Here is a 22,273-nt window from a genome sequence, read left to right as displayed (position 1 = left end):
TTTTCGAGACCTTTCGGGAACGTCTGATGACCGACATTTCTTCGCATTTCGAATCGAACGGCGCGCAGGATGCGCAAGACGAGCGTTACGCGCGCTACCCGAGCCTCGCCGGCCGCACCGTGCTCGTCACGGGCGGCGCGACGGGCATCGGCGCGTCGTTCGTCGAGCATTTCGCGCGGCAGCGCGCGCGCGTCGCGTTCGTCGATCTCGACGCCGAAGCCGGCGAGGCGCTCGCCGCGCGGCTGTCCGACGCGGCGCACGCGCCCGTGTTCATCGCGTGCGATCTCACCGAGATCGCGGCGCTGCGCGGCGCGATCGACACGATCCGCGCGCGCATCGGCCCGATCGCAGTGCTCGTCAACAACGCGGCGAACGACGCGCGCCATGCGATCGTCGACGTGACGCCCGCGTCGTTCGACGCGAGCATCGCGGTGAACCTGCGCCATCAGTTCTTCGCCGCGCAGGCGGTGATCGACGACATGAAAGAGCTCGGCGGCGGCTCGATCGTCAATCTCGGCTCGATCAGCTGGATGCTCAAGAACGCGGGCTATCCGGTCTACGCGACCGCGAAGGCCGCCGTGCAGGGGCTCACGCGCGCGCTCGCGCGCGAGCTCGGGCCGTTCGGCATCCGCGTGAATTCGCTCGTGCCCGGCTGGGTGATGACCGACAAGCAGCGCCGCTTGTGGCTCGACGACGCGGGCCGTGAGGCGATCAAGGCGGGGCAGTGCATCGACGCCGAGCTGCTGCCCGGCGATCTCGCGCGGATGGCGCTTTTTCTCGCCGCGGACGACAGCCGGATGATCACCGCGCAGGATGTCGTCGTCGACGGCGGCTGGGCATAGCATTCGTTCGGATAACGAAGCTCGACGCAAGCAGGAGGACCGAAACATGACGGCGACCCACCGCCGATCCTCGGCAGCCGAGGCGGTGCAGACCTTGCAGACGCGCACGGCGCGGCGCGCGGCCGCCGCGCACCTGGTGAGCCCGGGGCCGCAGACGTCGCAGATCGCGCGCGGCGCGGGCGTCACGGAGACGGCGATCGCGACGCTCGCGAACGACGTGCTGCGGCTCGATGTCGCGCCGCATCTGGGCGGCGGCGTCACGCGCTTCGACTGGCGCGGCGACGGGGCGCTCACGCCGATCTTCCGCCGCTGCGACGCGCCCGGCGCGCGCACCGACCCGAACGAGCTCGCGTGCTATCCGCTGCTGCCGTATTCGAACCGGATCGGCGGCGGGCGCTTCGAGTGCGACGGGCGGCTCGTGCGCGTGCCGCGCAACCGTGCGACGGAGCCGCTGCCGATTCACGGCGACGGCTGGCTCGCGCACTGGCGGCTCGACGATGCGAGCGACACGCAGGTGTGCCTGTCGCTCGATCGCAGCCAAAGCGCGCCGTATGCGTATCGCGCGACGCTCGTCTACGCGCTCGACGGCGCGACGCTCTCGATCGCGCTCGCGATCGAGAACGCGGGCGCGATGCGCTTGCCGTTCGGGCTCGGCGTGCATCCGTTCATCGTGCGCGACGCGTCGACCGAACTCGCGGCCGCGGCGAGCGGGCTATGGCTGTCGACGCCCGACTGGCTGCCGTCGCGCCATGTCGGCGCGCCGGCCGCGTGGCGCTTCGGCATCGCGTATCCGTTGCCGGACACGCTCGTCAATCATGCGTTCACCGGCTGGGGCGGCGGCGCGACGATCGCGTGGCCGCAGCGCCGGCTCGCGCTGACGGTCACGGCCGACGCCGATTGCTACGTGCTGTACACGCCGCCCGGCGAACCGTTTTTCTGCTTCGAGCCGGTCGATCATCCGATCGACGCGGTGAACCTGCCGGGCGGCGCCGACGCGCACGGCATGACGCTGCTCGCGCCGGGCGAGCGTTTGACGCGGCGTTTCCGCTTCACGGTCGCGCGCACCGACGCGCGGGCGGCGCCCGTCGCGCGCGAGTCGAAGCGCGGTTCGATCGGATAGCGGAGGCCGATCTCGGCGCGCGCGACCGTTCGCGCGCGTGCGGGGAGCGCGGTGGGCGCGGCGCGGCTCGAAAAGCGTGCGCGCGATCGGTTCGCGGTTCGCGCCGGCGTTCGCGCGCCGCGCTCGGAGCCGGCACGACCGCTCGGCGCCCGGCGCGCGGCGCCCGGCGCGATTCCGAGCTGCCGCTGCGCATTCGGCCGCGGCTTGATCGTACGAATGATCGTACGAATCCGCGCCAGGCAGGCGCCGCGCGGCGCATTCGCATCCGCGTTCCTGCGCGCCGCCGCCGCCCCGCCACGACGCCGCCCGCGCGATCGCCCGGCGCGACACAGGTAAAATACGCGCCTTCCCAACCGCTTAGCCGCGAGTGAGCGCCATGTCTTCCACGCCTACCTTCATCGAATCGCTGCGCGCCGCCTGGCGGCGCACGAATTCGCTGCTGTGCGTCGGCCTCGATCCCGAGCCGACGAAGTTTCCCGCGCACCTTGAGAATCAGCCCGATGCGATCTTCGATTTCTGCCGCGAGATCGTCGACGCGACCGCGCCGTACGCGAGCGCGTTCAAGCCGCAGATCGCATACTTTTCCGCGCATCGCGCGGAGGATCAGCTCGAGCGGCTGATTGCGCACATCCATTTGCAGCATTCCGGCCTGCCCGTGATTCTCGACGCGAAGCGCGGCGACATCGGCAGCACCGCCGAGCAGTACGCGCGCGAAGCGTTCGAGCGCTATCGCGCGGACGCGGTCACGGTCAATCCGTACATGGGCTTCGATTCGATCGAGCCGTATCTCGCGTACGAGGACAAGGGCGTGATCGTGCTGTGCCGCACGTCGAATCCGGGCGGCTCGGACCTGCAGTTCCTCCAGACGGGCGGCCGGCCGCTCTATCAGGTCGTCGCCGATCTTGCGGCGAACAAGTGGAACGCGAAGACGGGCCAGCTCGCGCTCGTCGTCGGCGCGACGTTTCCGAAGGAGATCGAGATCGTGCGCGGGATCGTCGGCGACATGCCGCTTCTGATTCCCGGCATCGGCGCGCAGGGCGGGGACGTCGCCGCGACCGTCGCCGCGGGCCGCACGGCCGACGGAGCGGGCATGATGATCAACTCGTCGCGCGCGATTCTGTACGCGAGCCGCGACGACGACTTCGCCGACGCGGCCGCGCGCGTCGCCGAGCAGACCCGCGACGCGATCAACGCGCATCGCTGAACATCGCCGCCGCCCCCGACGATGCCCGGCGCGGTGCCGGGCGTCGTTCGCCGCCGCTCATTCGCGCAGTTCATTTGCGCCGTTCATTCGAGCGCTTCATTCGACGCCGCCGCGTCGCGCGCATTTCGCGCGCCGTAGCGCGTCCGATCGCGTCCGATTCGATGACGTCGATGCGAGCTACCCGCCGCCCGCCGCCCGTCGCGCGCTTCAGCGCTCCTCTTCCTCGAGCAGCTTGATGAGGCCGCGCAGCGCGTGCGCGGCCGCCTGCACGCGGATCTGCTCGCGGTCGCCCTTGAACACCAGCGTCTCGACCGACGTGTGCAGCCGGTTGCTCCAGCCGAACGACACGGTGCCGACGGGTTTGTGCTCGGAGCCGCCGCCCGGCCCGGCGATGCCAGTGACGGCGAGCGCGACCTGCGCGCGGCTGTTGCGCAGCGCGCCTTCGGCCATCGCGTGCGCGACGGGCTCGCTGACCGCGCCGTGCTTGTCGATCAGATCGGCGGGCACGCCGATCATCTCGATCTTCGCGGCATTCGAATAGGTGACGAAGCCGCGATCGAACCAGCCGCTGCTGCCGGAGATGTCGGTGATCGCGGTCGCGATCATGCCGCCCGTGCAGGACTCGGCGGTGGCGAGCGTCAGGTGCTCGTCGCGCAGCTTGTTGCCGGCGCGGATCGCGAGCTGGTGAACGACGGAATCGGTTGGCATGCGGGAAGATCCGGTGCGAACGGGGGCGAGCGGGAATCGGGCCGCGTCACTGGACGAACGAGCGCCACAGCGCGATCACGAAGAGCGTCATCAACGCGGCGATCAGGTCGTCGAACATGATGCCGAAGCCGCCTTTCAAATTCCGGTCGAAGTAGCGGACGGGCGGCGGCTTCACCATGTCGAAGAAGCGGAACACGACGAACGCCCACAATTGCTCGACGAACGTCGCCGGCGTGACGAGCAGCATCACGAGCCAGATCGCGACGATCTCGTCCCAGACAGCGGGGCCCGGGTCGGCGATGCCCATCTTCTTCGCGGTGAAGCCCGTCATCCAGATGCCGGCGACGAAGCCGACGACGATGAGCGCCCACCATTCGGGCACCGTGAGATAACGGTTCAGCGCGACGAACGTGAGCCAGCCGAACAGCGTGCCGAACGTGCCGGGCATGAACGGCGCGAGGCCGCTGCCGAAGCCGAGCGAGACGACATGCACCGGGTGCGAGAACATGAAGCGCACGGTCGCGCGGCGGCGCGCGGTCGCCTGCGAATCTTGCTGCGGCGCGGCCGAGGGCACGGCAGACGGGGCTGCTGAGGGCGCCGGGCCGGGCTGGCCGGCGGAGTCGCCCGGACGGGACGTCGGGTCAGTTGGCATGGAAATGATCGAAACCGTGCAGCGTGAGCGAAAGCGGCGCGCCCGACGCGTCGCGCCACGTGACGGCGCACGCGTCCGTCGGCGCGGACAAGCCGCGTATTGTACCGATCCGCGTGACGGCCACGCCCGCGCGCGCGCCGGCCGCCTCGATCGCGGTGCGCGCGGACGGCGCGGCCGTGAAGCACAGCTCGTAGTCGTCGCCGCCCTCGAGCATGCAGCGGCGCTGCACGTCGGCGGGCAGCGTCGCGAGCGCGGCCGAGCGCGGCACCGCGTCGACGTTCACGTCGGCGCGCACGCTCGAGCGCGCGAGGATGTGAGGAAGATCGCCCGCGAGGCCGTCGGACACGTCGAGCGCCGCGTGCGCGATGCCCGCGAGCGCGATGCCGAGCGCGACGCGCGGCTCCGGCCGCTCGAGCGCCGCGCGCAACGCGGCCGCTTCGTGCTCACCCGCGCGCCATTCGCCGCGGATCACGCCGAGTCCGGCGCGCGCGTCGCCGAGCGTGCCGGACACCCACACGTCGTCGCCGTCGCGCGCGGCGTCGCGGCGTAGCGCCGCGTCGGGGGCGACGTCGCCGAACACGGTGACGCACAGATTGAGCGGGCCGCTCGTCGTGTCGCCGCCGATCAGCTCGCAGCCATGGCGGTCCGCGAGCGCGAAGAGGCCGTCGGAGAACGCGTCGAGCCAGTCGGCGTCGGCGCGCGGCAGCGCGCACGCGAGCGTGAACGCGCGCGGCGCGGCGCCCATCGCGGCGAGGTCCGACAAATTGACGGCGAGCGTCTTGTGGCCCAGCGCGCGCGGATCGACGTCGGCGAGGAAGTGCCGGCCCTCGACCAGCATGTCCGTCGAAATCGCGAGCATCTTGCCCGGTTGTGGCGCAAGCAGCGCGCAATCGTCGCCGATGCCGAGCGCGGCGCGCGCGTGCGGCCCCTTCGCGCGGCGCGCGAAGAAGCGGTCGATCAACGAGAATTCCGAAAGGGGAGTCTGGGCCACGGGCGAGAATGTCCGAGCAATGAGATGACGCTCATTGTAAGGCGCTTCGGGCGGGCGCCAGGCGCTGCGGCGGCCCGCGCGCGGCCGATTCATGGCGTTTCGGTCGCGGCTGTCAAACCCTAATACGACGATTTAACGTGTGGGATTGGCGCTACAATGCGTCGAACAGGTATTCTAATCCGCAGCCCCCCGTAGAGACACATGCCCACCTCGTCCTCCTCCTCGTCCAAAGAAAAACTCCGCGAAGCCGCTCTCGATTATCACGAATTCCCGACACCGGGCAAAGTCGCGATCGCGCCGACCAAACAGATGATCAACCAGCGCGATCTCGCGCTTGCGTATTCGCCGGGCGTCGCGTTCGCGTGCGAGGAGATCGTCGAGAATCCGCTGAACGCCGCGCGCTTCACCGCGCGCAGCAACTTGGTCGGCGTCGTGACGAACGGCACGGCGGTGCTCGGGCTCGGCAACATCGGCCCGCTCGCGTCGAAGCCGGTGATGGAGGGCAAGGCGGTCCTGTTCAAGAAGTTCGCCGGGATCGACGTGTTCGACATCGAGCTCAACGAGTCCGATCCGCACAAGCTCGTCGACGTGATCGCCGCGCTCGAGCCGACGTTCGGCGGGATCAATCTCGAGGACATCAAGGCGCCGGACTGCTTCATCGTCGAGCGCGAATGCCGCAAGCGGATGAAGATTCCGGTGTTCCACGACGACCAGCACGGCACCGCGATCGTCGTCGCGGCGGCGGTCACGAACGGGCTGAAGGTCGTCGGCAAGAGCATCAAGGAAGTGAAGCTCGTCGCGTCGGGCGCGGGCGCCGCGGCGCTCGCGTGCCTCGACCTGCTCGTCGATCTCGGCCTGCCGCTCGAGCACATCACGGTCACGGATCTGGCAGGCGTCGTCTACAAGGGCCGCACCGAGCTGATGGACCCGGACAAGGAGCGTTTCGCGCGCGAAACCGACGCGCGCACGCTGTCGGAGGTGATCGGCGGCGCGGACATCTTCCTCGGCCTGTCGGCGGCCGGCGTGCTGAAGGCCGACATGGTGAAGACGATGGGCGAACGCCCGCTGATTCTCGCGCTCGCGAATCCGACGCCGGAAATCCTGCCGGAAGTCGCGCTCGAAGCGCGCCCGGACGCCGTGCTCGCGACGGGCCGCACCGACTACCCGAACCAGGTCAACAACGTCCTTTGCTTCCCGTTCATCTTCCGCGGCGCGCTCGACGTCGGCGCGACGACGATCACCCGCGAGATGGAGGTCGCCGCCGTCAACGCGATCGCCGAGCTCGCGCAGCAGGAGCAAAGCGACATCGTCGCGACCGCGTACGGCATCCAGGATCTGTCGTTCGGCCCCGAATATCTGATTCCGAAGCCGTTCGATCCGCGCCTCATCGTGAAGATCGCGCCCGCCGTCGCGCAGGCGGCGATGGACGGCGGCGTCGCGACGCGCCCGATCGAGGACATGGACGCATACAAGGTTCACCTGCAGCAGTTCGTCTACCACAGCGGCACGACGATGAAGCCGGTGTTCCAGATCGCGCGCGGCGCGCCCGCCGAGAAGAAGCGGGTCGTGTTCGCGGAAGGCGAGGAAGAGCGCGTGCTGCGCGCCGTGCAGATCGTCGTCGACGAGAAGCTCGCGAAACCGATCCTGATCGGCCGGCCGGGCGTGATCGAGCACCGGATACAGCGCTACGGGCTGCGCCTCACGCCGGGCGTCGATTTCACGATCGTCAACACCGAACACGACGAGCGCTACCGCGATTTCTGGCAGACCTACTTCAAGATGATGGCCCGCAAGGGGATCAGCGAGCAGCTCGCGCGGGTGGAGATGCGCCGCCGCACGACGCTGATCGGCTCGATGCTCGTCAAGAAGGGTGAGGCGGACGGGATGATCTGCGGCACGATCAGCACGACGCACCGCCATCTGCACTTCATCGACCAGGTGATCGGCAAGCGCCAAGGCTGCAGCGTGTACGGCGCGATGAACGCGCTCGTGCTGCCGGGCCGCCAGATTTTCCTCGTCGATACGCACGTGAACGTCGATCCGACCCCGGCGCAGCTCGCCGAGATCACGATCATGGCGGCCGAGGAAGTGCGCCGCTTCGGCATCGAGCCGAAGGTCGCGCTGCTGTCGCACTCGAACTTCGGCACGAGCAACGCGCCTTCCGCGCAGAAGATGCGCGATACGCTCGCGATCCTGCACGAACGCGCGCCGCAGCTGCACGTCGACGGCGAGATGCACGGCGACGTCGCGCTCGACGCGGCGCTGCGCAAGGAAATCCTGCCGGAATCGACCCTCGAGGGCGAGGCGAACCTGCTCGTGCTGCCGAACATCGACGCGGCGAACATCGCATACAACCTGCTGAAGACGGCCGCGGGCAACAACATCGCGATCGGGCCGATCCTGCTCGGCGCCGCACAGCCTGTGCACGTGCTGACCGAATCGGCGACCGTGCGCCGGATCGTCAACATGACGGCGCTGCTGGTTGCCGACGTGAACGCGGTGCGTTGAACGAAGTTAGCGGCCGATAAAAAAGCGGCGCGCCCATTGCGGGCGCGCCGTCGGGCATGGCGGAGATAAGCGCCTTCCCGAAGCCGACGACGCCACCCTTGGGCCGCAAGAGGCGGCGAGGAGGCAGAAACCCGCCGCAGCTGACGCCGTCGAGGCAATTTTACCTCATTGGAGCTATTTCTATCCTATAAAAGATAGAAATAGTGCCGACGAGGACTATTCTGTCCTTTCATTTCCCTAACGAGCATTGATTCCCGCGTGCATTAGCGCTACGCTTACGCCTTTCTTGGTCGTCAACTTATTGATTTAACAGCGGGAACCCTCGTTTATGGCACGCAAGTGGCTCCGCAACGGCGCGCTCGCGTCCGTCTTCGCGATCGTCGCGATGGGCAATATCGGCGTTTCGCCGGGCAGTCTGGTTTCCGCCGCATACGCACGGGAAGCCGCCGCTGTAAATGGGGCGGCGCAGACCGACACGGTCCCCGCATCCCGATTGCCGCGCGAAGCCGTGACCACGCTGAGCCTGATCGCCGCGGGCGGCCCCTATCCGTACGAGAAAGACGGCGCGGTATTCGGCAATTTCGAACGGATATTGCCGAAGATGCGGCGCGGTTATTACCACGAGTACACCGTGCCGACCCCGCGGGCCCGCAATCGCGGCGCGCGGCGCATCGTTTGCGGCGGTGCCTTGAGGCGCGTCGACAATTGTTATTACACCGACGACCACTACAACAGTTTCAAACGTATCGTTGATTGACTTCGGGATGAGCGGCATGAGCGACAACATTTACGCGCGCGACATGTCGGCTGCGGCGGATCTGTTCGCGGCCGGCGACGGCAACCTGTTCCAGCGCGTCATGCAGATGCGCATGGCGGCGCACGCCGGCGGCGCGCCTGACGGCGCGGCCAGCCCCGGGCTTTCATCCATCGAGGAGCCTATGAGCCTTTTTGCGACCGTGCGACCGAATCTCGTGCAGTCGATCCGTGCATTCCGCGTGCAGGATCTTGCCGACGAAGCGAATCAGCTCGGCCAGCATTTCCTGTATGCGTACTGCGGGAATGCCCAATCGAAGCAGGAAGTGCTGGAGACGATCGCGACGTCGTTCCTGTTTCCGAAGCACTTCGGCAAAAACTACGACGCGCTGTACGACTGCCTGACGGACCTCGTCCACAAGGCGGGCGCGCAGCCCGGCTTCGTGATCGTGCTCGAGGCGCTGCCGATCGCGCACAAGTTCGACAAGGAAGGGCGCGAGACGCTGCTCGACGTGTTCCGCGAAGCGGCGGAATTCTGGGCCGAGCGCAAGGTCGCGTTCCGTGTCTTCTACTCCTTCGCGTAATTCCGGACCGCACGGCCCGCCGGAAAGCCCGCCTTCGCGCGGGCTTTTTGCGTTTGCGGCCTCGGCAGGCGGGCAGCGGGCGCGCGTTCGCCTGACGGCGGCCTTTCATTGCGCATCATTTCTCATGATCGACGAGGCGCCGCTGCGCCGGCGCGTGACGGGCAAGGTGGAAATCCGCGGCACGGACCGATAGGGGTGGGCGACCGATCGCCCTGTGGGTTGTGGTGACCGGTGGTCGACGCGCCGTTCGGCCCCGTCATCGCGGCCGTCGCCCCGCCTTCGCCCGCGGCCGACCGGCGCGTGTCGGCAGGTGGCCGCGCGTCACCATCCGCCCCAGCGCGCCGCGAGCGCGGCGAGCACCGCCGCGCCTGCCGTCTCGGTGCGCAGCACGCGCGGGCCGAGCGACAGCGCGGCGAAGCCGCGTGCGCGCGCGGCCAGTTCCTCGTCGGGCGACAGCCCGCCTTCCGGGCCGATCAGCAACGTGACGCCGCCGGCGGGCGGCACCTCGGGCAACGACGCGAACGCCATGCTCGCGCGCGGCGACAGCAGCAAACGCAACTCGCCGTCGGCCGGCGCGGGCGGCAGCGCGTCGAGCCATGCGTCGAAGCCGCGCACCGGCGTGACGTCCGGCACGCGATTGCGGCCGCATTGTTCGCACGACGCGCGCACGACGCCGCGCCAGTGGGAGACGCGCTTGTCCGCGCGCTCGCCCGACAGCCTCACCACGCCGCGCGCGGTCGACAGCGGCGCGACCGCCGAAACGCCGAGCTCGACCGCCTTTTCGATCACCCAATCCATCTTGTCGCCGCCGGCGATGCCCTGCGCGAGCGTGACGTGGTACGGCGGCTCCGCTTCCGCCGGCTCGAACGCGTCGATCCGGGCGAGCGCGCCGCGCTTGTCGATCTCGACGAGGCGCGCGTGGTACTGGCCGCCCGTGCCGTCGAACAGCGCGAGCGCGTCGCCCGGCTGCAGCCGCAGCACCTGCGCGTGCCGCGCGACGTCGGCCGGCAACGGGAGCATGGCGTCGGCCCGCAACGCCGCGTCGACGAAGAAGCGCGGCACTGCCGCGGTCGTGGCGCCGCCGCTCATGCCGCGATCCGCCGCGCGAGCGCCCAGCGATAACCATCGAGATCCTCGATCTGCGCGAAGCGATCGCCCCAGAACTGGTCTTGCGGCGCGCTCAGCGATTTCGCGCCGGCGTCGAGCGCGCGACGATAGGTCGCGTCGACGTCGTCGACGTACAGATAGAACGACTGCGGCGCGATCGCGCCCGCGCTCCTCGGCGTGCGGGCCGTCGAGCCGAACGCACCCTCGGGCGCGAACATCACGATCAGCTGGCCGCGGTACGACATCTCGACGTGCATGATCGCGCCGTCTTCGTCGATCAACTCGCGCTTTTCGAAGCCGAATGCGTCGCCAAAGAACTGAATCGACACGTGCGCGCTGCGCACCGTCAGGTAAGGGGTCAACCAGGGCACGTCGGCCGGCCGTGGGTCGGTCATGCGGGTTCTCCTGCGGGGAAAAGGCGAATGCTTCGCCGAACTTAGCGATGCATGCCGAGAGTATCGCGCAGCGTGCGCGGCAGCGTGAAGAGCGCGGGATGCAGCTTCGCGTCGTAGAAGCGCAATCCGCCGATGCGCCGCACGGCGAGCCGCTCGTCGACGTCGTGCGAGAACAGCGACGCCGCGTCGAGCGCGTCGCTCGCGATCGCCATCAGCCACGGCGAGCCGTACAGCGGCACGTGCGCGCAAAGCGGCGCGACCACGGCGAAGCACGCATGCAGCCCGGCGAGCAGCGAGACGATGCGCGCCTCGTGAAAGAGCGGCGAGCCGAGGTGCAGCGAGACCGCGCCTTGCGGCGTCAGGATGCGCTTCAGGCGAGCGTAGAACTCGGGCGTGTAGAGGCTTGCGGCGGGCGAGTCGGGCGGCGTCAGGTCGAACACGGCGAGGTCGAAGTGCTCGCACGCGTGATCGACGAAGCGTGCGGCGTCGCCGATCACGAGCTCGACGCGCGGATCGTCGAGCGCGCCCTGGTGGACGTCGCCGAGAAAGCGGCGCGCCATCTCGACTACGGCCGGATCGAGCTCCGCGACGACGATCCGCTCGATGCACGGATGCTTGAGCAACTGGCGCGCGGCGCCGCCGTCGCCGCCGCCCAGCACGAGCGCTTTTCTCGGCGCCGGATGCGCGAGCGCGGCCGGATGCGTCATGCACTCGTGGTACACGAATTCGTCGCCGACCGACGTCATCGGTCGGCCGTCGAGCGTGAAGAGGCGCCCGAGCAGCGCCGTTTCCCAGACCTCGATCGCCTGATGATCGGACGCGACGCGCGCGAGCCGCCGGGCGTTCGGAAAGCCGTAGGCGACGTCGGGGGTCGGATGGAAGAGGAGGGTGGAGCTCAAGGCGGCGGGCGCGGCTGGCGGGGCGGTTCCGATGGTGAGAATTATAGAGGGTGGGAAGACGCGCGAGAAACCGCGCGGCCGGGCGGTTTCCGACAAGGCCCGCGCGGAGGGCATCTGCTAAAATGACGAGCTTTGCAGCCTCGTCCGTTTGCTCGTCCGCTTCGCGTCCTGCCGGCGCCGCACCGCGCGCCGGGAACGGTTTGGTCCGCGAGCTTTCGGATGCCGCCCGCGCCCCGTTTTCTCGACTCGTTCTCCGGACTCGACATGACGACTTCGTCTCCCGCCCCCACCACTTTGATGGCCAACGCGATTCGTGCGCTCGCAATGGACGCCGTTCAGCAAGCGAACTCCGGCCACCCCGGCATGCCGATGGGCATGGCCGAGATCGGCGTCGCGCTGTGGTCGCGCCACCTGAAACACAACCCGACGAACCCGCACTGGGCCGACCGCGACCGCTTCGTGCTGTCGAACGGCCACGGCTCGATGCTGCTGTACGCGCTGCTGCATCTGACGGGCTACGCGCTGCCGATCGACGAGCTGAAGAACTTCCGCCAACTGCACTCGAAGACGCCGGGCCACCCGGAATACGGGATCACGCCGGGCGTCGAGACGACGACGGGCCCGCTCGGGCAGGGTCTCGCGAACGCGGTCGGCATGGCGCTCGGCGAAGCGCTGATGGCCGCCGAGTTCAACCGCGACGGCGCGAAGATCGTCGATCACCACACGTACGTGTTCCTCGGCGACGGCTGCCTGATGGAAGGCATCTCGCACGAGGCGTGCTCGCTCGCGGGCACGCTGAAGCTGAACAAGCTGATCGCGCTCTACGACGACAACGGCATCTCGATCGACGGCGACGTCGTCAACTGGTTCAACGACGACACGCCGAAGCGCTTCGAGGCGTATGGCTGGAACGTGATTCCGAACGTGCACGGCCATGACGTCGATGCGATCGACGCGGCGATCGCGAAGGCGAAGCAATCGGACAAGCCGACCCTCATCTGCTGCAAGACGCGCATCGGCAACGGCGCGGCGACGAAGGCGGGCGGCCACGACGTGCACGGCGCGCCGCTCGGCGCGGAAGAAATCGCGAAGACGCGCGAGGCGCTCGGCTGGAAGTGGGAGCCGTTCGTGATCCCGCAGGAAGTCTACGCGGCATGGGACGCGAAGGAAGCGGGCAAGCGCAGCGAAGACGACTGGAACGCGGCGTTCGCGCAATATCGCGCGAAGTATCCGACCGAGGCGGCCGAGTTCGAGCGCCGGATGACGGGCAAGCTGCCGGCCGACTGGGCCGCGAAGGCCGCGGCGATCGTCGCGGGCGCGAACGAGCGCGGCGAGACGGTCGCGACCCGCAAGGCGTCGCAGCAGACGATCGAGGGGCTGGCGGCGGTGCTGCCCGAGCTGCTCGGCGGTTCGGCCGACCTGACGGGCTCGAACCTCACGAACTGGAAAGCGTCGAAGGCGGTGCGCGCGAATGCGGACGGCCCGGGCGTCCAGTGGGGCAACCACATCAACTATGGCGTGCGCGAGTTCGGCATGAGCGCCGCGATCAACGGCCTCGTGCTGCACGGCGGCTACAAGCCGTTCGGCGGCACGTTCCTGACGTTCTCCGATTACAGCCGCAACGCGCTGCGCGTCGCCGCGCTGATGAAGGTGCCGTCGATCTATGTGTTCACGCACGATTCGATCGGCCTCGGCGAGGACGGCCCGACGCACCAGTCGATCGAGCACGTCGCGAGCCTGCGGCTCATCCCGAACCTCGACGTCTGGCGTCCGGCCGACACGGTCGAGACGGCCGTCGCGTGGACCCACGCGGTCTCGCATCAGCATCCGTCGTGCCTGATCTTCAGCCGCCAGAACCTCGCGTTCAACGCACGCACCGACGCGCAGATCGCGAACGTCGAGAAGGGCGGCTATGTGCTGCGCGACTGGGACGAAGAGATCGTCGCGCGCAAGATCATCCTGATCGCGACGGGCTCGGAAGTCGAGCTCGCGATGAAGGCGGTCGAGCCGCTCGCGCGGCAAGGGATCGCCGCGCGCGTCGTGTCGATGCCGTCGACGACGGTGTTCGACCGGCAGGACGCCGAATACCGCGAGCGCGTGCTGCCGCACGGCGTGCGCCGCGTCGCGATCGAAGCGGGCGTCACCGGATTCTGGCGCAAGTACGTGGGCCTCGAAGGCGGCGTGGTCGGCATCGACACGTTCGGCGAGTCGGCTCCGGCTGGCGTGTTGTTCAAGCATTTCGGCTTCACCGTCGAGCACGTGGTCGAAACGTCGAAGGCGGTGCTCGCGTAACCCAATCGACGCCCGGGCGGCCGTGCCCCGCGCCGGCCGGGCGCGCGTGAAGCTGCACGAAGTATTTTTTCAGCCATCAGGAGATACATCATGACGATTCGCGTTGCAATCAACGGTTACGGCCGCATCGGCCGCAACACGCTGCGCGCTTTCTACGAAAACGGCAAGAAGCACGATCTCGAGATCGTTGCGATCAACGATCTGGGCGACGCGAAGACCAACGCGCACCTGACGCAGTACGACACCGCGCACGGCAAGTTCCCGGGCGAAGTGTCGGTGGACGGCGACTACCTCGTCGTGAACGGCGACAAGATCCGCGTGCTCGCGAACCGCAATCCGGCCGAACTGCCGTGGGGCGAGCTGGGCGTCGACGTCGTGCTGGAATGCACGGGCTTCTTCACGACGAAGGAAAAGGCGAGCGCGCACCTGAAGGGCGGCGCGAAGAAGGTGATCATCTCGGCGCCGGGCGGCAAGGACGTCGACGCGACGATCGTCTACGGCGTGAACCACAATGTGCTGAAGGCCGAGCACACGGTGATCTCGAACGCATCGTGCACGACGAACTGCCTCGCGCCGCTCGTCAAGCCGCTGAACGACAAGATCGGCCTCGAAACCGGCCTGATGACGACGATCCACGCGTACACGAACGACCAGGTGCTGACGGACGTCTATCACGAAGACCTGCGCCGCGCGCGCTCGGCCACGCACAGCCAGATCCCGACGAAGACGGGCGCGGCGGCGGCCGTCGGCCTCGTGCTGCCGGAGCTGAACGGCAAGCTCGACGGCTACGCGATTCGCGTGCCGACCATCAATGTGTCGGTCGTCGACCTGTCGTTCATCGCGAAGCGCGATACGACGGTCGAGGAAGTCAACGCGATCATGAAGGAAGCGTCGCAAGGCGCGCTCGCGGGCATCCTCGGCTACAACGACGCGCCGCTCGTGTCGATCGACTTCAACCACAACCCGGCTTCGTCGACGTTCGACGCGACGCTGACGAAGGTGTCGGGCCGTCTCGTGAAGGTGTCGAGCTGGTACGACAACGAGTGGGGCTTCTCGAACCGCATGCTGGATACGGCGATCGCGCTCGCGAACGCGAAGTAACAGGTCGAGCCGACGCGCGTTGCTATGTGCCGGGGCTGGGCACGGCAGCGCCAGGCAGGATCGGGCCGCGCCGATGATGATTCATCGGCGCGGCTTTTTTATCGGACGGCGCCGCATCGGGCGCGACGGCAATGCACACCTCGATGATGAAGAGGCATGGGGTGGCCGGTTCTCATATCCCGCGCGGCGGCAATGGCGGTGCTGCCGTCGGCGTCCGTCTTGCCGGGCTCGCACCCGCCGCATTTCGCAATCCGCTCCGTCAAAATATTTTCGACACATCCCCCTTCCGGGTTGATGGTTAATATATTAATAAAAATACGAAAATCGAGTTTTATTTCAAAAGGCGAGTTAATCGGCCTTTGCTAGGATCGGGTGCCTATGTACGGACATGACGTGTCCGAAGGTTGAACCGACCAACGAAGGAGGTAACCCGTATGACCCAAAGTCCTTTCAACGGACGTGTCGTCCGGCAGTTCCGAATGCGCCGGATTACCGGTTTTCCCGCGGTACTGGACAAATTGATTCGGTCCGAGAAACGCCAAGCGACCGGCCGCGGCGCAAACGCTCGGGCGTCGGCGGGCGGCGCACGCAGTATGAACGGCGCAGGCTGGTGGACCGCTCCGGCAGCCGGACGCGCTGACATCGCGGCGGACCCGGTCGCACGGAGTCGGCCCGCTAACGGAACGGCGCTGCTCCGGCGAATCGGACGCCCGATTCTCGCTTGCATGCTCGTCTCCTGGCTGTGCTATTTCCCGAGCGTAAGTCTGGCACAGGCCGCGAGCGGCGAGCTGGCCGATCGCCGGGTAAACGAATTCAAGTATTTCAATATCGACAAGATATACGGACGCGCGCAAAAGCCGGACGAAATCCGGAGTTTCCATCTGACTTTCGAAGGCAGCAGGAATCGGGTGTATTCGACCGAATTGAACGAACACCTGATTGCGTCGTTCGTGGACGGCACGGCGACCATCGTTCAGCAAAGCCGCACCACACCCAAGAAAATGACCGTGTTGTACTCTAACCGGTTGAGCGACAAGACGGCGTTCGTGTCCGTCGCGTTCGAATTGACGCCGGGCCACGGCGCTGCGCTGCAGGTGGTGGAGACCGATCGTAACCACAACTTCGTCGACGGCAGCCCGATCTACAGGCTGCCTTCGCGGGCGGAAGACGACCCGGCGGCAAGCGACGCGTCCGACCAGGTTCGCGTCACCAATCGTCCGCAATTTGGTGGCCCACTGACGATCGAACGCGTGTCCTTCGCCACCCGGGCAAACGAAGACCTGCGCGCGCGACGCTCCGTCCATGCCTATCAACTGGAATGCGTGCTGCCGATCCTCGCGATCGCCAATTACGTGTTGAACCGGCCGTGCGACCTCATCAAGAGCGCGCTTTCTCATTTTGACGGCGATCGGCCGCTCAAGAAGGTCGCGGCGAGCCCTGCGCCCGTCGCGGCAGGCCTGGAATGGCGGCTTCACAGCCTGACCTCGGTCGGCAGCAAGAATCCTTACGCCGGCTATGCGGCGAGCATCGCGTGCAAGGCGCCGCTGCAGTTCGCGTTCTCGTCCCGCAAGCCGCGCGGGCCGGAAACGTCCGACTGCGTGTTCATGGTGATGGACGTCATTACGCCGTACCTGATTCTGAACAACTACGATTTCGATCGTGCGCACTTCGATCGCATCATCCAGAACGTCGTGAACACCGGATCGAGCGGCCTCGCCGGTGCGAATTCGCTTGCCGAGCAGCAACTCGTCAGCGCGGTCAACGCCGTGCAGGCCCGAACGAGAGAGAATATGGCGCGCATCAGTCGCGCATTTCACGATGCGTCCAGGCTGAACGCTTCGACCATCAGCTTCGCCAGCACCGAGGTCGGCACAGTCGACGCCAATTCGGCCAACGACACGTTGCCGCCCGTCCCGGAGCCGTCCACCTCGGGACAAGCGACGAGGGCGGTCGGCCAGTTCGAGCTGAATCTCGCCGATCTGACGCTCGAACGCTTCCGGCAACTTCATCCGGAGGTCAGGCCGCGAATCCGGGCCGGCAACCAATGGGTGCAGGGCAACGCGTCCTTTGCGGTCGACGTGCTGCCGAATCCGAGCCCGTCGCAGATCGCCGAAGTGCAAAGCACGCTGTCGCAGTGGTATCCGTCGGATTCCGATTCCAACTCGTCTTCCGACAGCGACTCCAGCGATTCGAGCGGCCCTATCGCCATTTCGAATACGCCGATCGGCGCTGGCGCACTGCTCAGGTCCGGACGGACGATCGCCTCGTCGATGAGCGACGAGCTCGACGAGCGCAATCCCGGTACCGTGATCGTCATCGCGCGCTACCAGAACCGGCCCGTTTCGATCTTGATGGGTAACGTCAACACGGACGTTCGCGAAGCGTCGATTCCTTACAGCGTGTCCAATCCCGACAGCCTGCGTACGCCGTACTCGAACGCCGCGGTTCGCGGCGGGGGGCAGCGCACGTTGCAGCGTTTCATCGAGTACAACCTCGAGCGCGGCATCCGGTTGATCAGCACGGATGCGGTCACGGAAGTGTCGGCCCAGGTCAAGCGGAAGTTCGGCTTCAAGCATGAAGACGAACTATGATTGATCGGCGCCGCAATCGCGCGGTGAACGTGCGGAATCGGTGTGTGTCCTTTGCGCCCCGGATTCCGTGCGTCGTCCGCGCGCGGCGCTCGCGTGGTGGTTTTCGGTATCCGAGGCGTGCTTCAGCGTGCGGCGCGGCGTGCGCGCACGCCGTGCGTCACGCACCACAGCGCGACGAGCGTGCTCGACAGCGCGCCGCCCGCGGCGCACACGCCGCGCCAGCCGTCGAAGCGGTATGCGGCGCTCGCGACGGCCGAGCCAAGCGCGCCGCCGATGAAGTAGCTCGTCAGATAGACGGTCGTGACGCGGCTGCGTGCGTCGGTGGCGAGCGCATAGATGACGCTCTGGTTCGAGATGTGCAGCCCTTGCACGCCGACGTCGAGCAGCAGAATGCCCGCCACTAGCGCGACGAGCGACTGCGCGCCCGCCGCGATGAACGCGAACGATACGAGCACGGCGGCTGCGAAGAGGCCCGTCGCCGCATGGGCGTGGCCGCGGTCGACAAGCCGGCCCGCCGCGCCCGCCGCGAGCGCGCCCATCGCGCCGACGACGCCGAACAGACCGATCGCGCCTTCGCTGAAGCGATAGGGCGGTGCGCTCAAGAGGAACGTGAGGCCCGTCCACAGCAGGCTGAAGCACGCGAACACGAGCGCGCCGTAGACGGAGCGCAGCGCGAGCGTCGGCTCGCTGCGCACGAGCGTCGCGAGCGAGCCCATCAGCTTTCGGTAATCGAGGCGCGCGGTGCGGCGATCCTTCGGCAGTTTCGTCGAGAGCACGCCGGCGAGCGCGAGCACGAGCGCCGCCGCGATCGCATAGACGGCGCGCCAGCCGAGCCAGTCGGCGATCGCGCCGGATACGACGCGCGCGAGCAGGATGCCGAGCAAGAGGCCGCTCATCACGGTGCCGACCGCGCGGCCGCGCGATGCGTCGTCGGCGAGCGACGCGGCGAACGGCACGAGCAACTGCGTCGAGCACGTGACGAAACCGACGCACACGTTCGCCGCGATGAAAAAGCCGTAGCTCGTGCTCGATGCGACCGCGACGAGCGCGACGACGTTCGCGCCCAGCAGCCGCACGATCAGCGCGTGGCGATTGACGACGTCGCCGAGCGGCACGACGACGAGCAGGCTCGCCGCGTAACCGAGCTGCGTCAGCGTGACGAGATAGCCGAGCTCGGCCGGCTTGCGCCCGAAGCTCGATGCGATCGCCGCGAGAAGCGGCTGCGAATAGTAGAGGTTGCCGATGACGATGCCGCAGGCACACGCGAACAGCAGCGTCATCCCGCGCGTCAGCGCGGGCGGGGGAACGGTGACGGAATTCATGAGGCGCGTAGCGAAGAAGAACGGAGTCCGAAAAGCCGGACGGGCATCACGCGAACGGCGCGCGCGGCGGGCCGCGAGAAATCGGCCCGCCGCGCGCGCCGCGCGTCGGATGGGCGATCAGAACGGCTTCGTCGGCAGGTACTTGCCGTCGAGCGTGATGACGGCGCGCGAGCCGCCTTCCGGATCGTCGACCTTCTTGACGTCGAGCTTGAAGTTGATCGCGCTGACGATGCCGTCGCCGAATTGCTCGTGGATCAGCGCCTTCAGCGTCGAGCCGTAGACCTGCACGATTTCGTAGAAACGGTAGATCGTCGGATCGGTCGGAATGCCGCCCGGGATGCTGCCGCGCACGGGAATCGTCTGCAAGAGGCGCACCGCGTCGTCGTCGAGGTCGAGCTTCGCGGCGACGGTGCGCGCGGCGTCGGCGGGCAGCGGATGCTGGCCGAGCAGCGCGGCCGTCGTGAACGCGACGCTCAGGCCGGTGCCCTCGTTGAGCTGCTCGAACGTGAGGTTCTTGCGCGTCTTCGCGTCGACGATGCGATCGGCGAGCGCCTGGCGCGCGGTCTGGTTGTGTTGCGATTGGGTCATGCGGGCTCCTTGCGGTGAGGGTTCGGCAACGAAACGGAGATTGCTGTCGGCGCGTGATGCGTCGCGCCGCGAGCTGCATGTGGCGCCCGGCGCCTCGCGGGCGCGTTGCGCGGCGCGCGTCATGTGTCGTGCGTCAGGCCGCGCGATCGAGTCGCGGCGGCGTCGCGCGCACGTGCGGATGGTCGGCGAGCGCGACGAAGCGGCCCGTCGCGCCGTCGAGCGCGTCGATCGAGCCGGTCTCGATGTCGTACACCCAGCCGTGCAGCGCGAGGCGTCCTTGCTCGAGCGCGAGCCGCACGCATGGATGCGTGTTGAGATTGGCGAGCTGCGCGACGACGTTTTCCCGCACCATCGAATCGACGCGCTCCCGCTCGCCCGCGTGCTCGCGCGCTTCGTTCACGCATTTGGCGGCGTCCGCGTAGCGCAGCCAGCCGCGCACGGCGGGCAGATGGTCGAGGCATGCGCACGATGCGATCGCGGTCATCGCGCCGCAGTCCGAGTGGCCGCACACGACGACGTCGGCCACTTCGAGCACCGCGACCGCGTATTCGACGGACGCCGATACGCCGCCCGGCTCGGGGCCGAACGACGGCACGATGTTGCCCGCGTTGCGGATCACGAACAAATCGCCCGGCTCGCGCTGCGTGACGAGCTCGGGCACGAGGCGGCTGTCCGAGCACGAGATGAAGAGCGCGCGCGGCCGCTGGCTCGCGGCGAGGCGCTTGAACAGTTCCGTGCGCTGCGGGAGCGCGTCGCGCTGGAACTTCAGAAATCCTTCGATGATGTCCTGCATCGTGTGCTCCGTGGTCGATGGCGAGAGCCGACGACCGAAGAATGAGGCAAACGATCCATAGCGTCCAAGACCGGTTTATTATCATTCGTATAGGTAAAACCAATACTCGAGGCGCGATGCTGCTCCGACACATCCGTTATTTTCTCGCCGTCGCCGAGCAGGGAAATTTCACGCGCGCGGCCGAGTCGCTGCACGTATCGCAGCCGACGCTGTCGCAGCAGATCCGGCAGCTCGAGGACGCGCTCGGCGTGCAACTGTTCGACCGCTCGGCTCGCGCGGTGCGGCTGACCGAGTTCGGCGCCGCGTATGCGCGGCACGCGCGGGCCGCGCTGCAGCAGCTCGAGGCTGGACGGCGCGCGGTGCATGACGTCGAGAATCTTCAGAGCGGCTCGCTGCGGCTCGCGATGACGCCGACCTTCTCCGCGTATCTGATCGGCTGGCTGATCGACGGCTTCAACGCGCGCTATCCGGGCCTGAAGCTGACGATCCGGGAGATGCCGCAGGAGCAGATCGAGCCGCTCCTCGCCGATGACGAGCTCGACGTGGGGATCGCGTTCGATCCGACGCAGTCGCCCGAGATCGACGCGACGCCGTTGTGGGTGGAGACGCTCGCGCTCGTCGTCGGGCGCGATCATCGCCATGCGCGCCGCCGCAAGCCGCTATCGCCCGCCGAGGCCGGCGACGAACCGCTGATCCTGCTGAGCCGTGCGTTCGCGACGCGCAGCAAGGTCGATCAGTACTTCCATCGCAACGGCGTGACGCCGCGCGTGGCGATCGAAGTGAATTCGATCAGCGCGATGCTCGAGATGGTGCGCGGCGGCCGGATCGCGACGGTGCTGCCGTCGGCGATCGCCGAGCGCCGCGACGACCTGCGCGCGATCCGGCTCGACCCGCCGCTGCCGCGGCGCACGGCGGCGCTGCTCACGCGCAAGGGCGGCTATCGAAGCGCGGCGATGCGCGCGTTCATCGACTATGCGCTGGCGAGGCGACACGAAATCCGAAGCAGCGGCGGCTCGCAGGCGCGCGGCGGCGCGTCGCCCGAAGGCGAGTAGCCGCGCCGCGCGCGATGCCGCATGCGCGACGGCGTGCCGCGCGCGAACGCGCCGCGTCAGCCCTTCGGTGTCGGAAAGAACACGCCCGCGCGCTGCGCGGCGTTGGAGATGTGCGCTTCGATCGCCGCGCCTGCGGCGGCCGGGTCCTTCGCGATCAGCGCATCGAGAATCGCGCGATGCTCGTGATACGTCGACAGCACGAGCTCGCGCCGGTAGAACGGCATCCGCTGGCTTTCCTTCATGATGTCCGCGCTGCCGCGCAGGATCGATTCGATCGCCGCGTTGCCGGCGAGGCTGACGATCCGCATGTGGAAATCGAAATCGAGCTGCGACGCGCCGTCGAGCTCGTCGTTCGCGAGCGCCTCCTGCAGCGCGGCGACATTCTCCTCGAACCACGCGAGATCCTGCTCGCTGACGGCGAGTGCGGCCATTCGCGCGGCGAAGCCTTCGAGCGCGTAGCGCATCTGATAGGTGTCGGGCAGCGACGATTGCTCGGCGAAGCGCCACGCGTGCGCGGCGCTCGCCTGCGCGCTCTCGACGTACACGCCCTTGCCGGGGCGGATGCGCAGCATCCCGAGCGCCTCGAGCGTCGACAGCGCCTCGCGCAGCGACGCGCGGCTGATCTCCAGTTCTTCGGACAATTGACGTTGCGCGGGCAACAGGCTGCCGACGGGATAGAAGCCGCTCTCGATCCGGCTGCGGATCGTGGCGATGGCGGCGTCGGTGACGGTGTGCGGAACGTTCTTCATGCAGTGGATCGATTGCGCGGTC

General features: G+C 67.8%; 20 protein-coding genes. 10 read left to right on the top strand and 10 right to left on the bottom strand.

Annotated elements, in window-relative coordinates:
• Nucleotides 1-26 precede the first annotated feature (26 nt).
• From WS91_RS18380 to pyrF, 3 genes are all read left to right on the top strand, one after another.
• Entirely contained in the window at nt 27-842 is an 816-nt protein-coding gene (locus tag WS91_RS18380) for an SDR family NAD(P)-dependent oxidoreductase (protein ID WP_059583322.1), read from the top strand.
• Between the two features lie 46 nt (nt 843-888).
• Nucleotides 889-1,962 (top strand): aldose 1-epimerase, encoded by a 1,074-nt coding sequence (locus WS91_RS18375; protein WP_038754311.1) that lies wholly within the window; start codon nt 889-891, stop codon nt 1,960-1,962.
• 376 nt (nt 1,963-2,338) lie between these two features.
• Nucleotides 2,339-3,166 carry an orotidine-5'-phosphate decarboxylase gene (pyrF, locus tag WS91_RS18365; protein ID WP_059670738.1) on the top strand — a complete coding sequence of 276 codons (828 nt, stop codon included), beginning with the start codon at nt 2,339-2,341 and terminating at the stop codon, nt 3,164-3,166.
• A 207-nt stretch (nt 3,167-3,373) separates the two neighbouring features.
• Here the strand turns inward: pyrF and WS91_RS18360 are convergent, their stop codons facing one another.
• The 3 genes from WS91_RS18360 to thiL are packed head-to-tail and all read right to left on the bottom strand — an operon-like array spanning nt 3,374 to nt 5,517.
• Nucleotides 3,374-3,874, bottom strand: a complete 501-nt coding sequence (locus tag WS91_RS18360; protein ID WP_038754303.1) for a CinA family protein — start codon at nt 3,872-3,874, stop codon at nt 3,374-3,376.
• A gap of 46 nt (nt 3,875-3,920) precedes the next feature.
• Nucleotides 3,921-4,526, bottom strand: coding sequence for a phosphatidylglycerophosphatase A family protein (locus WS91_RS18355; protein ID WP_038754301.1), 606 nt, complete (start codon nt 4,524-4,526; stop codon nt 3,921-3,923).
• Nucleotides 4,516-5,517, bottom strand: coding sequence for a thiamine-phosphate kinase (gene thiL / locus WS91_RS18350; RefSeq protein ID WP_038754534.1), 1,002 nt, complete (start codon nt 5,515-5,517; stop codon nt 4,516-4,518). The genes WS91_RS18355 and thiL overlap by 11 nt, the downstream gene beginning before the upstream one ends.
• A gap of 201 nt (nt 5,518-5,718) precedes the next feature.
• Between thiL and WS91_RS18345 the strand changes: the two genes are divergently transcribed.
• The 3 genes from WS91_RS18345 to WS91_RS18335 all read left to right on the top strand — a co-directional run bounded on the left by WS91_RS18345 (nt 5,719) and on the right by WS91_RS18335 (nt 9,362).
• Nucleotides 5,719-8,025, top strand: coding sequence for an NADP-dependent malic enzyme (locus tag WS91_RS18345; RefSeq protein ID WP_059670737.1), 2,307 nt, complete (start codon nt 5,719-5,721; stop codon nt 8,023-8,025).
• Between the two features lie 328 nt (nt 8,026-8,353).
• Nucleotides 8,354-8,782, top strand: coding sequence for a ribonuclease (locus WS91_RS18340; RefSeq protein ID WP_038754296.1), 429 nt, complete (start codon nt 8,354-8,356; stop codon nt 8,780-8,782).
• Nucleotides 8,783-8,798: 16 nt separating this feature from the next.
• Nucleotides 8,799-9,362: a barstar family protein gene (locus WS91_RS18335; protein ID WP_038754531.1), complete on the top strand. Its 564-nt coding sequence runs from the start codon at nt 8,799-8,801 to the stop codon at nt 9,360-9,362.
• A gap of 321 nt (nt 9,363-9,683) precedes the next feature.
• Here the strand turns inward: WS91_RS18335 and WS91_RS18330 are convergent, their stop codons facing one another.
• From WS91_RS18330 to speE, 3 genes are read right to left on the bottom strand one after another with little or no spacing between them, the layout of a single operon-like run.
• Nucleotides 9,684-10,451 carry a 16S rRNA (uracil(1498)-N(3))-methyltransferase gene (locus tag WS91_RS18330; protein WP_038754293.1) on the bottom strand — a complete coding sequence of 256 codons (768 nt, stop codon included), beginning with the start codon at nt 10,449-10,451 and terminating at the stop codon, nt 9,684-9,686.
• Nucleotides 10,448-10,864, bottom strand: coding sequence for a VOC family protein (locus tag WS91_RS18325; protein WP_038754290.1), 417 nt, complete (start codon nt 10,862-10,864; stop codon nt 10,448-10,450). Before WS91_RS18325 ends, WS91_RS18330 begins: the two co-directional genes overlap by 4 nt.
• A 41-nt stretch (nt 10,865-10,905) precedes the next feature.
• Entirely contained in the window at nt 10,906-11,763 is an 858-nt protein-coding gene (gene speE / locus WS91_RS18320) for a polyamine aminopropyltransferase (RefSeq protein WP_038754287.1), read from the bottom strand.
• Between the two features lie 219 nt (nt 11,764-11,982).
• Between speE and tkt the strand changes: the two genes are divergently transcribed.
• The 3 genes from tkt (at nt 11,983) to WS91_RS18305 (ending at nt 17,747) form a co-directional block, all read left to right on the top strand.
• Nucleotides 11,983-14,055, top strand: coding sequence for a transketolase (gene tkt / locus WS91_RS18315; RefSeq protein ID WP_059647193.1), 2,073 nt, complete (start codon nt 11,983-11,985; stop codon nt 14,053-14,055).
• Nucleotides 14,056-14,145: 90 nt separating this feature from the next.
• Nucleotides 14,146-15,156 (top strand): type I glyceraldehyde-3-phosphate dehydrogenase, encoded by a 1,011-nt coding sequence (gene gap / locus WS91_RS18310; RefSeq protein ID WP_038754281.1) that lies wholly within the window; start codon nt 14,146-14,148, stop codon nt 15,154-15,156.
• 434 nt (nt 15,157-15,590) lie between these two features.
• On the top strand, nt 15,591-17,747 hold the full coding sequence (locus WS91_RS18305) for a hypothetical protein (protein WP_156432392.1): 2,157 nt from the start codon (nt 15,591-15,593) through the stop codon (nt 17,745-17,747).
• 122 nt (nt 17,748-17,869) lie between these two features.
• On the opposite strand, the gene WS91_RS18300 is transcribed toward WS91_RS18305, so the two are convergent.
• The 3 genes from WS91_RS18300 to WS91_RS18290 form a co-directional block, all read right to left on the bottom strand.
• The gene (locus WS91_RS18300) at nt 17,870-19,069 is read right to left on the bottom strand and encodes an MFS transporter (RefSeq protein ID WP_038754275.1); all 1,200 of its coding nucleotides are present in this window, start codon (nt 19,067-19,069) and stop codon (nt 17,870-17,872) included.
• Nucleotides 19,070-19,186: 117 nt separating this feature from the next.
• Nucleotides 19,187-19,657, bottom strand: a complete 471-nt coding sequence (cynS, locus tag WS91_RS18295) for a cyanase (protein WP_038754272.1) — start codon at nt 19,655-19,657, stop codon at nt 19,187-19,189.
• 133 nt (nt 19,658-19,790) lie between these two features.
• A complete protein-coding gene (locus WS91_RS18290; protein WP_038754269.1) occupies nt 19,791-20,450 on the bottom strand; it encodes a carbonic anhydrase in 660 nt (219 codons plus the stop codon).
• A 116-nt stretch (nt 20,451-20,566) separates the two neighbouring features.
• Between WS91_RS18290 and cynR the strand changes: the two genes are divergently transcribed.
• Nucleotides 20,567-21,502: a transcriptional regulator CynR gene (cynR, locus tag WS91_RS18285; RefSeq protein ID WP_059647195.1), complete on the top strand. Its 936-nt coding sequence runs from the start codon at nt 20,567-20,569 to the stop codon at nt 21,500-21,502.
• Between the two features lie 56 nt (nt 21,503-21,558).
• Here cynR and WS91_RS18280 read toward each other — a convergent pair whose 3' ends face one another.
• Nucleotides 21,559-22,251, bottom strand: a complete 693-nt coding sequence (locus tag WS91_RS18280; RefSeq protein ID WP_038754528.1) for a FadR/GntR family transcriptional regulator — start codon at nt 22,249-22,251, stop codon at nt 21,559-21,561.
• Nucleotides 22,252-22,273 lie beyond the last annotated feature (22 nt).

Source organism: Burkholderia sp. MSMB1498 (genome assembly GCF_001526245.1).
In the GTDB taxonomy this organism is placed as follows: domain Bacteria; phylum Pseudomonadota; class Gammaproteobacteria; order Burkholderiales; family Burkholderiaceae; genus Burkholderia; species Burkholderia savannae.
This window is presented reverse-complemented; position numbering and strand designations above follow the sequence as displayed.

Bases quoted from the DNA above. Each gene is read 5' to 3' on its own strand.
- WS91_RS18305 (WP_156432392.1), top strand. From the start codon at position 15,591: ATGACCCAAAGTCCTTTCAACGGACGTGTCGTCCGGCAGTTCCGAATG.
- WS91_RS18380 (WP_059583322.1), top strand. From the start codon at position 27: ATGACCGACATTTCTTCGCATTTCGAATCGAACGGCGCGCAGGATGCG.
- WS91_RS18340 (WP_038754296.1), top strand. From the start codon at position 8,354: ATGGCACGCAAGTGGCTCCGCAACGGCGCGCTCGCGTCCGTCTTCGCG.
- cynR (WP_059647195.1), top strand. From the start codon at position 20,567: ATGCTGCTCCGACACATCCGTTATTTTCTCGCCGTCGCCGAGCAGGGA.
- WS91_RS18330 (WP_038754293.1), bottom strand. From the start codon at position 10,451: ATGAGCGGCGGCGCCACGACCGCGGCAGTGCCGCGCTTCTTCGTCGAC.
- WS91_RS18360 (WP_038754303.1), bottom strand. From the start codon at position 3,874: ATGCCAACCGATTCCGTCGTTCACCAGCTCGCGATCCGCGCCGGCAAC.
- gap (WP_038754281.1), top strand. From the start codon at position 14,146: ATGACGATTCGCGTTGCAATCAACGGTTACGGCCGCATCGGCCGCAAC.
- WS91_RS18375 (WP_038754311.1), top strand. From the start codon at position 889: ATGACGGCGACCCACCGCCGATCCTCGGCAGCCGAGGCGGTGCAGACC.
- WS91_RS18355 (WP_038754301.1), bottom strand. From the start codon at position 4,526: ATGCCAACTGACCCGACGTCCCGTCCGGGCGACTCCGCCGGCCAGCCC.
- WS91_RS18335 (WP_038754531.1), top strand. From the start codon at position 8,799: ATGAGCGACAACATTTACGCGCGCGACATGTCGGCTGCGGCGGATCTG.
- tkt (WP_059647193.1), top strand. From the start codon at position 11,983: ATGCCGCCCGCGCCCCGTTTTCTCGACTCGTTCTCCGGACTCGACATG.
- WS91_RS18325 (WP_038754290.1), bottom strand. From the start codon at position 10,864: ATGACCGACCCACGGCCGGCCGACGTGCCCTGGTTGACCCCTTACCTG.
- WS91_RS18280 (WP_038754528.1), bottom strand. From the start codon at position 22,251: ATGAAGAACGTTCCGCACACCGTCACCGACGCCGCCATCGCCACGATC.
- cynS (WP_038754272.1), bottom strand. From the start codon at position 19,657: ATGACCCAATCGCAACACAACCAGACCGCGCGCCAGGCGCTCGCCGAT.
- WS91_RS18345 (WP_059670737.1), top strand. From the start codon at position 5,719: ATGCCCACCTCGTCCTCCTCCTCGTCCAAAGAAAAACTCCGCGAAGCC.
- WS91_RS18290 (WP_038754269.1), bottom strand. From the start codon at position 20,450: ATGCAGGACATCATCGAAGGATTTCTGAAGTTCCAGCGCGACGCGCTC.
- WS91_RS18300 (WP_038754275.1), bottom strand. From the start codon at position 19,069: ATGAATTCCGTCACCGTTCCCCCGCCCGCGCTGACGCGCGGGATGACG.
- pyrF (WP_059670738.1), top strand. From the start codon at position 2,339: ATGTCTTCCACGCCTACCTTCATCGAATCGCTGCGCGCCGCCTGGCGG.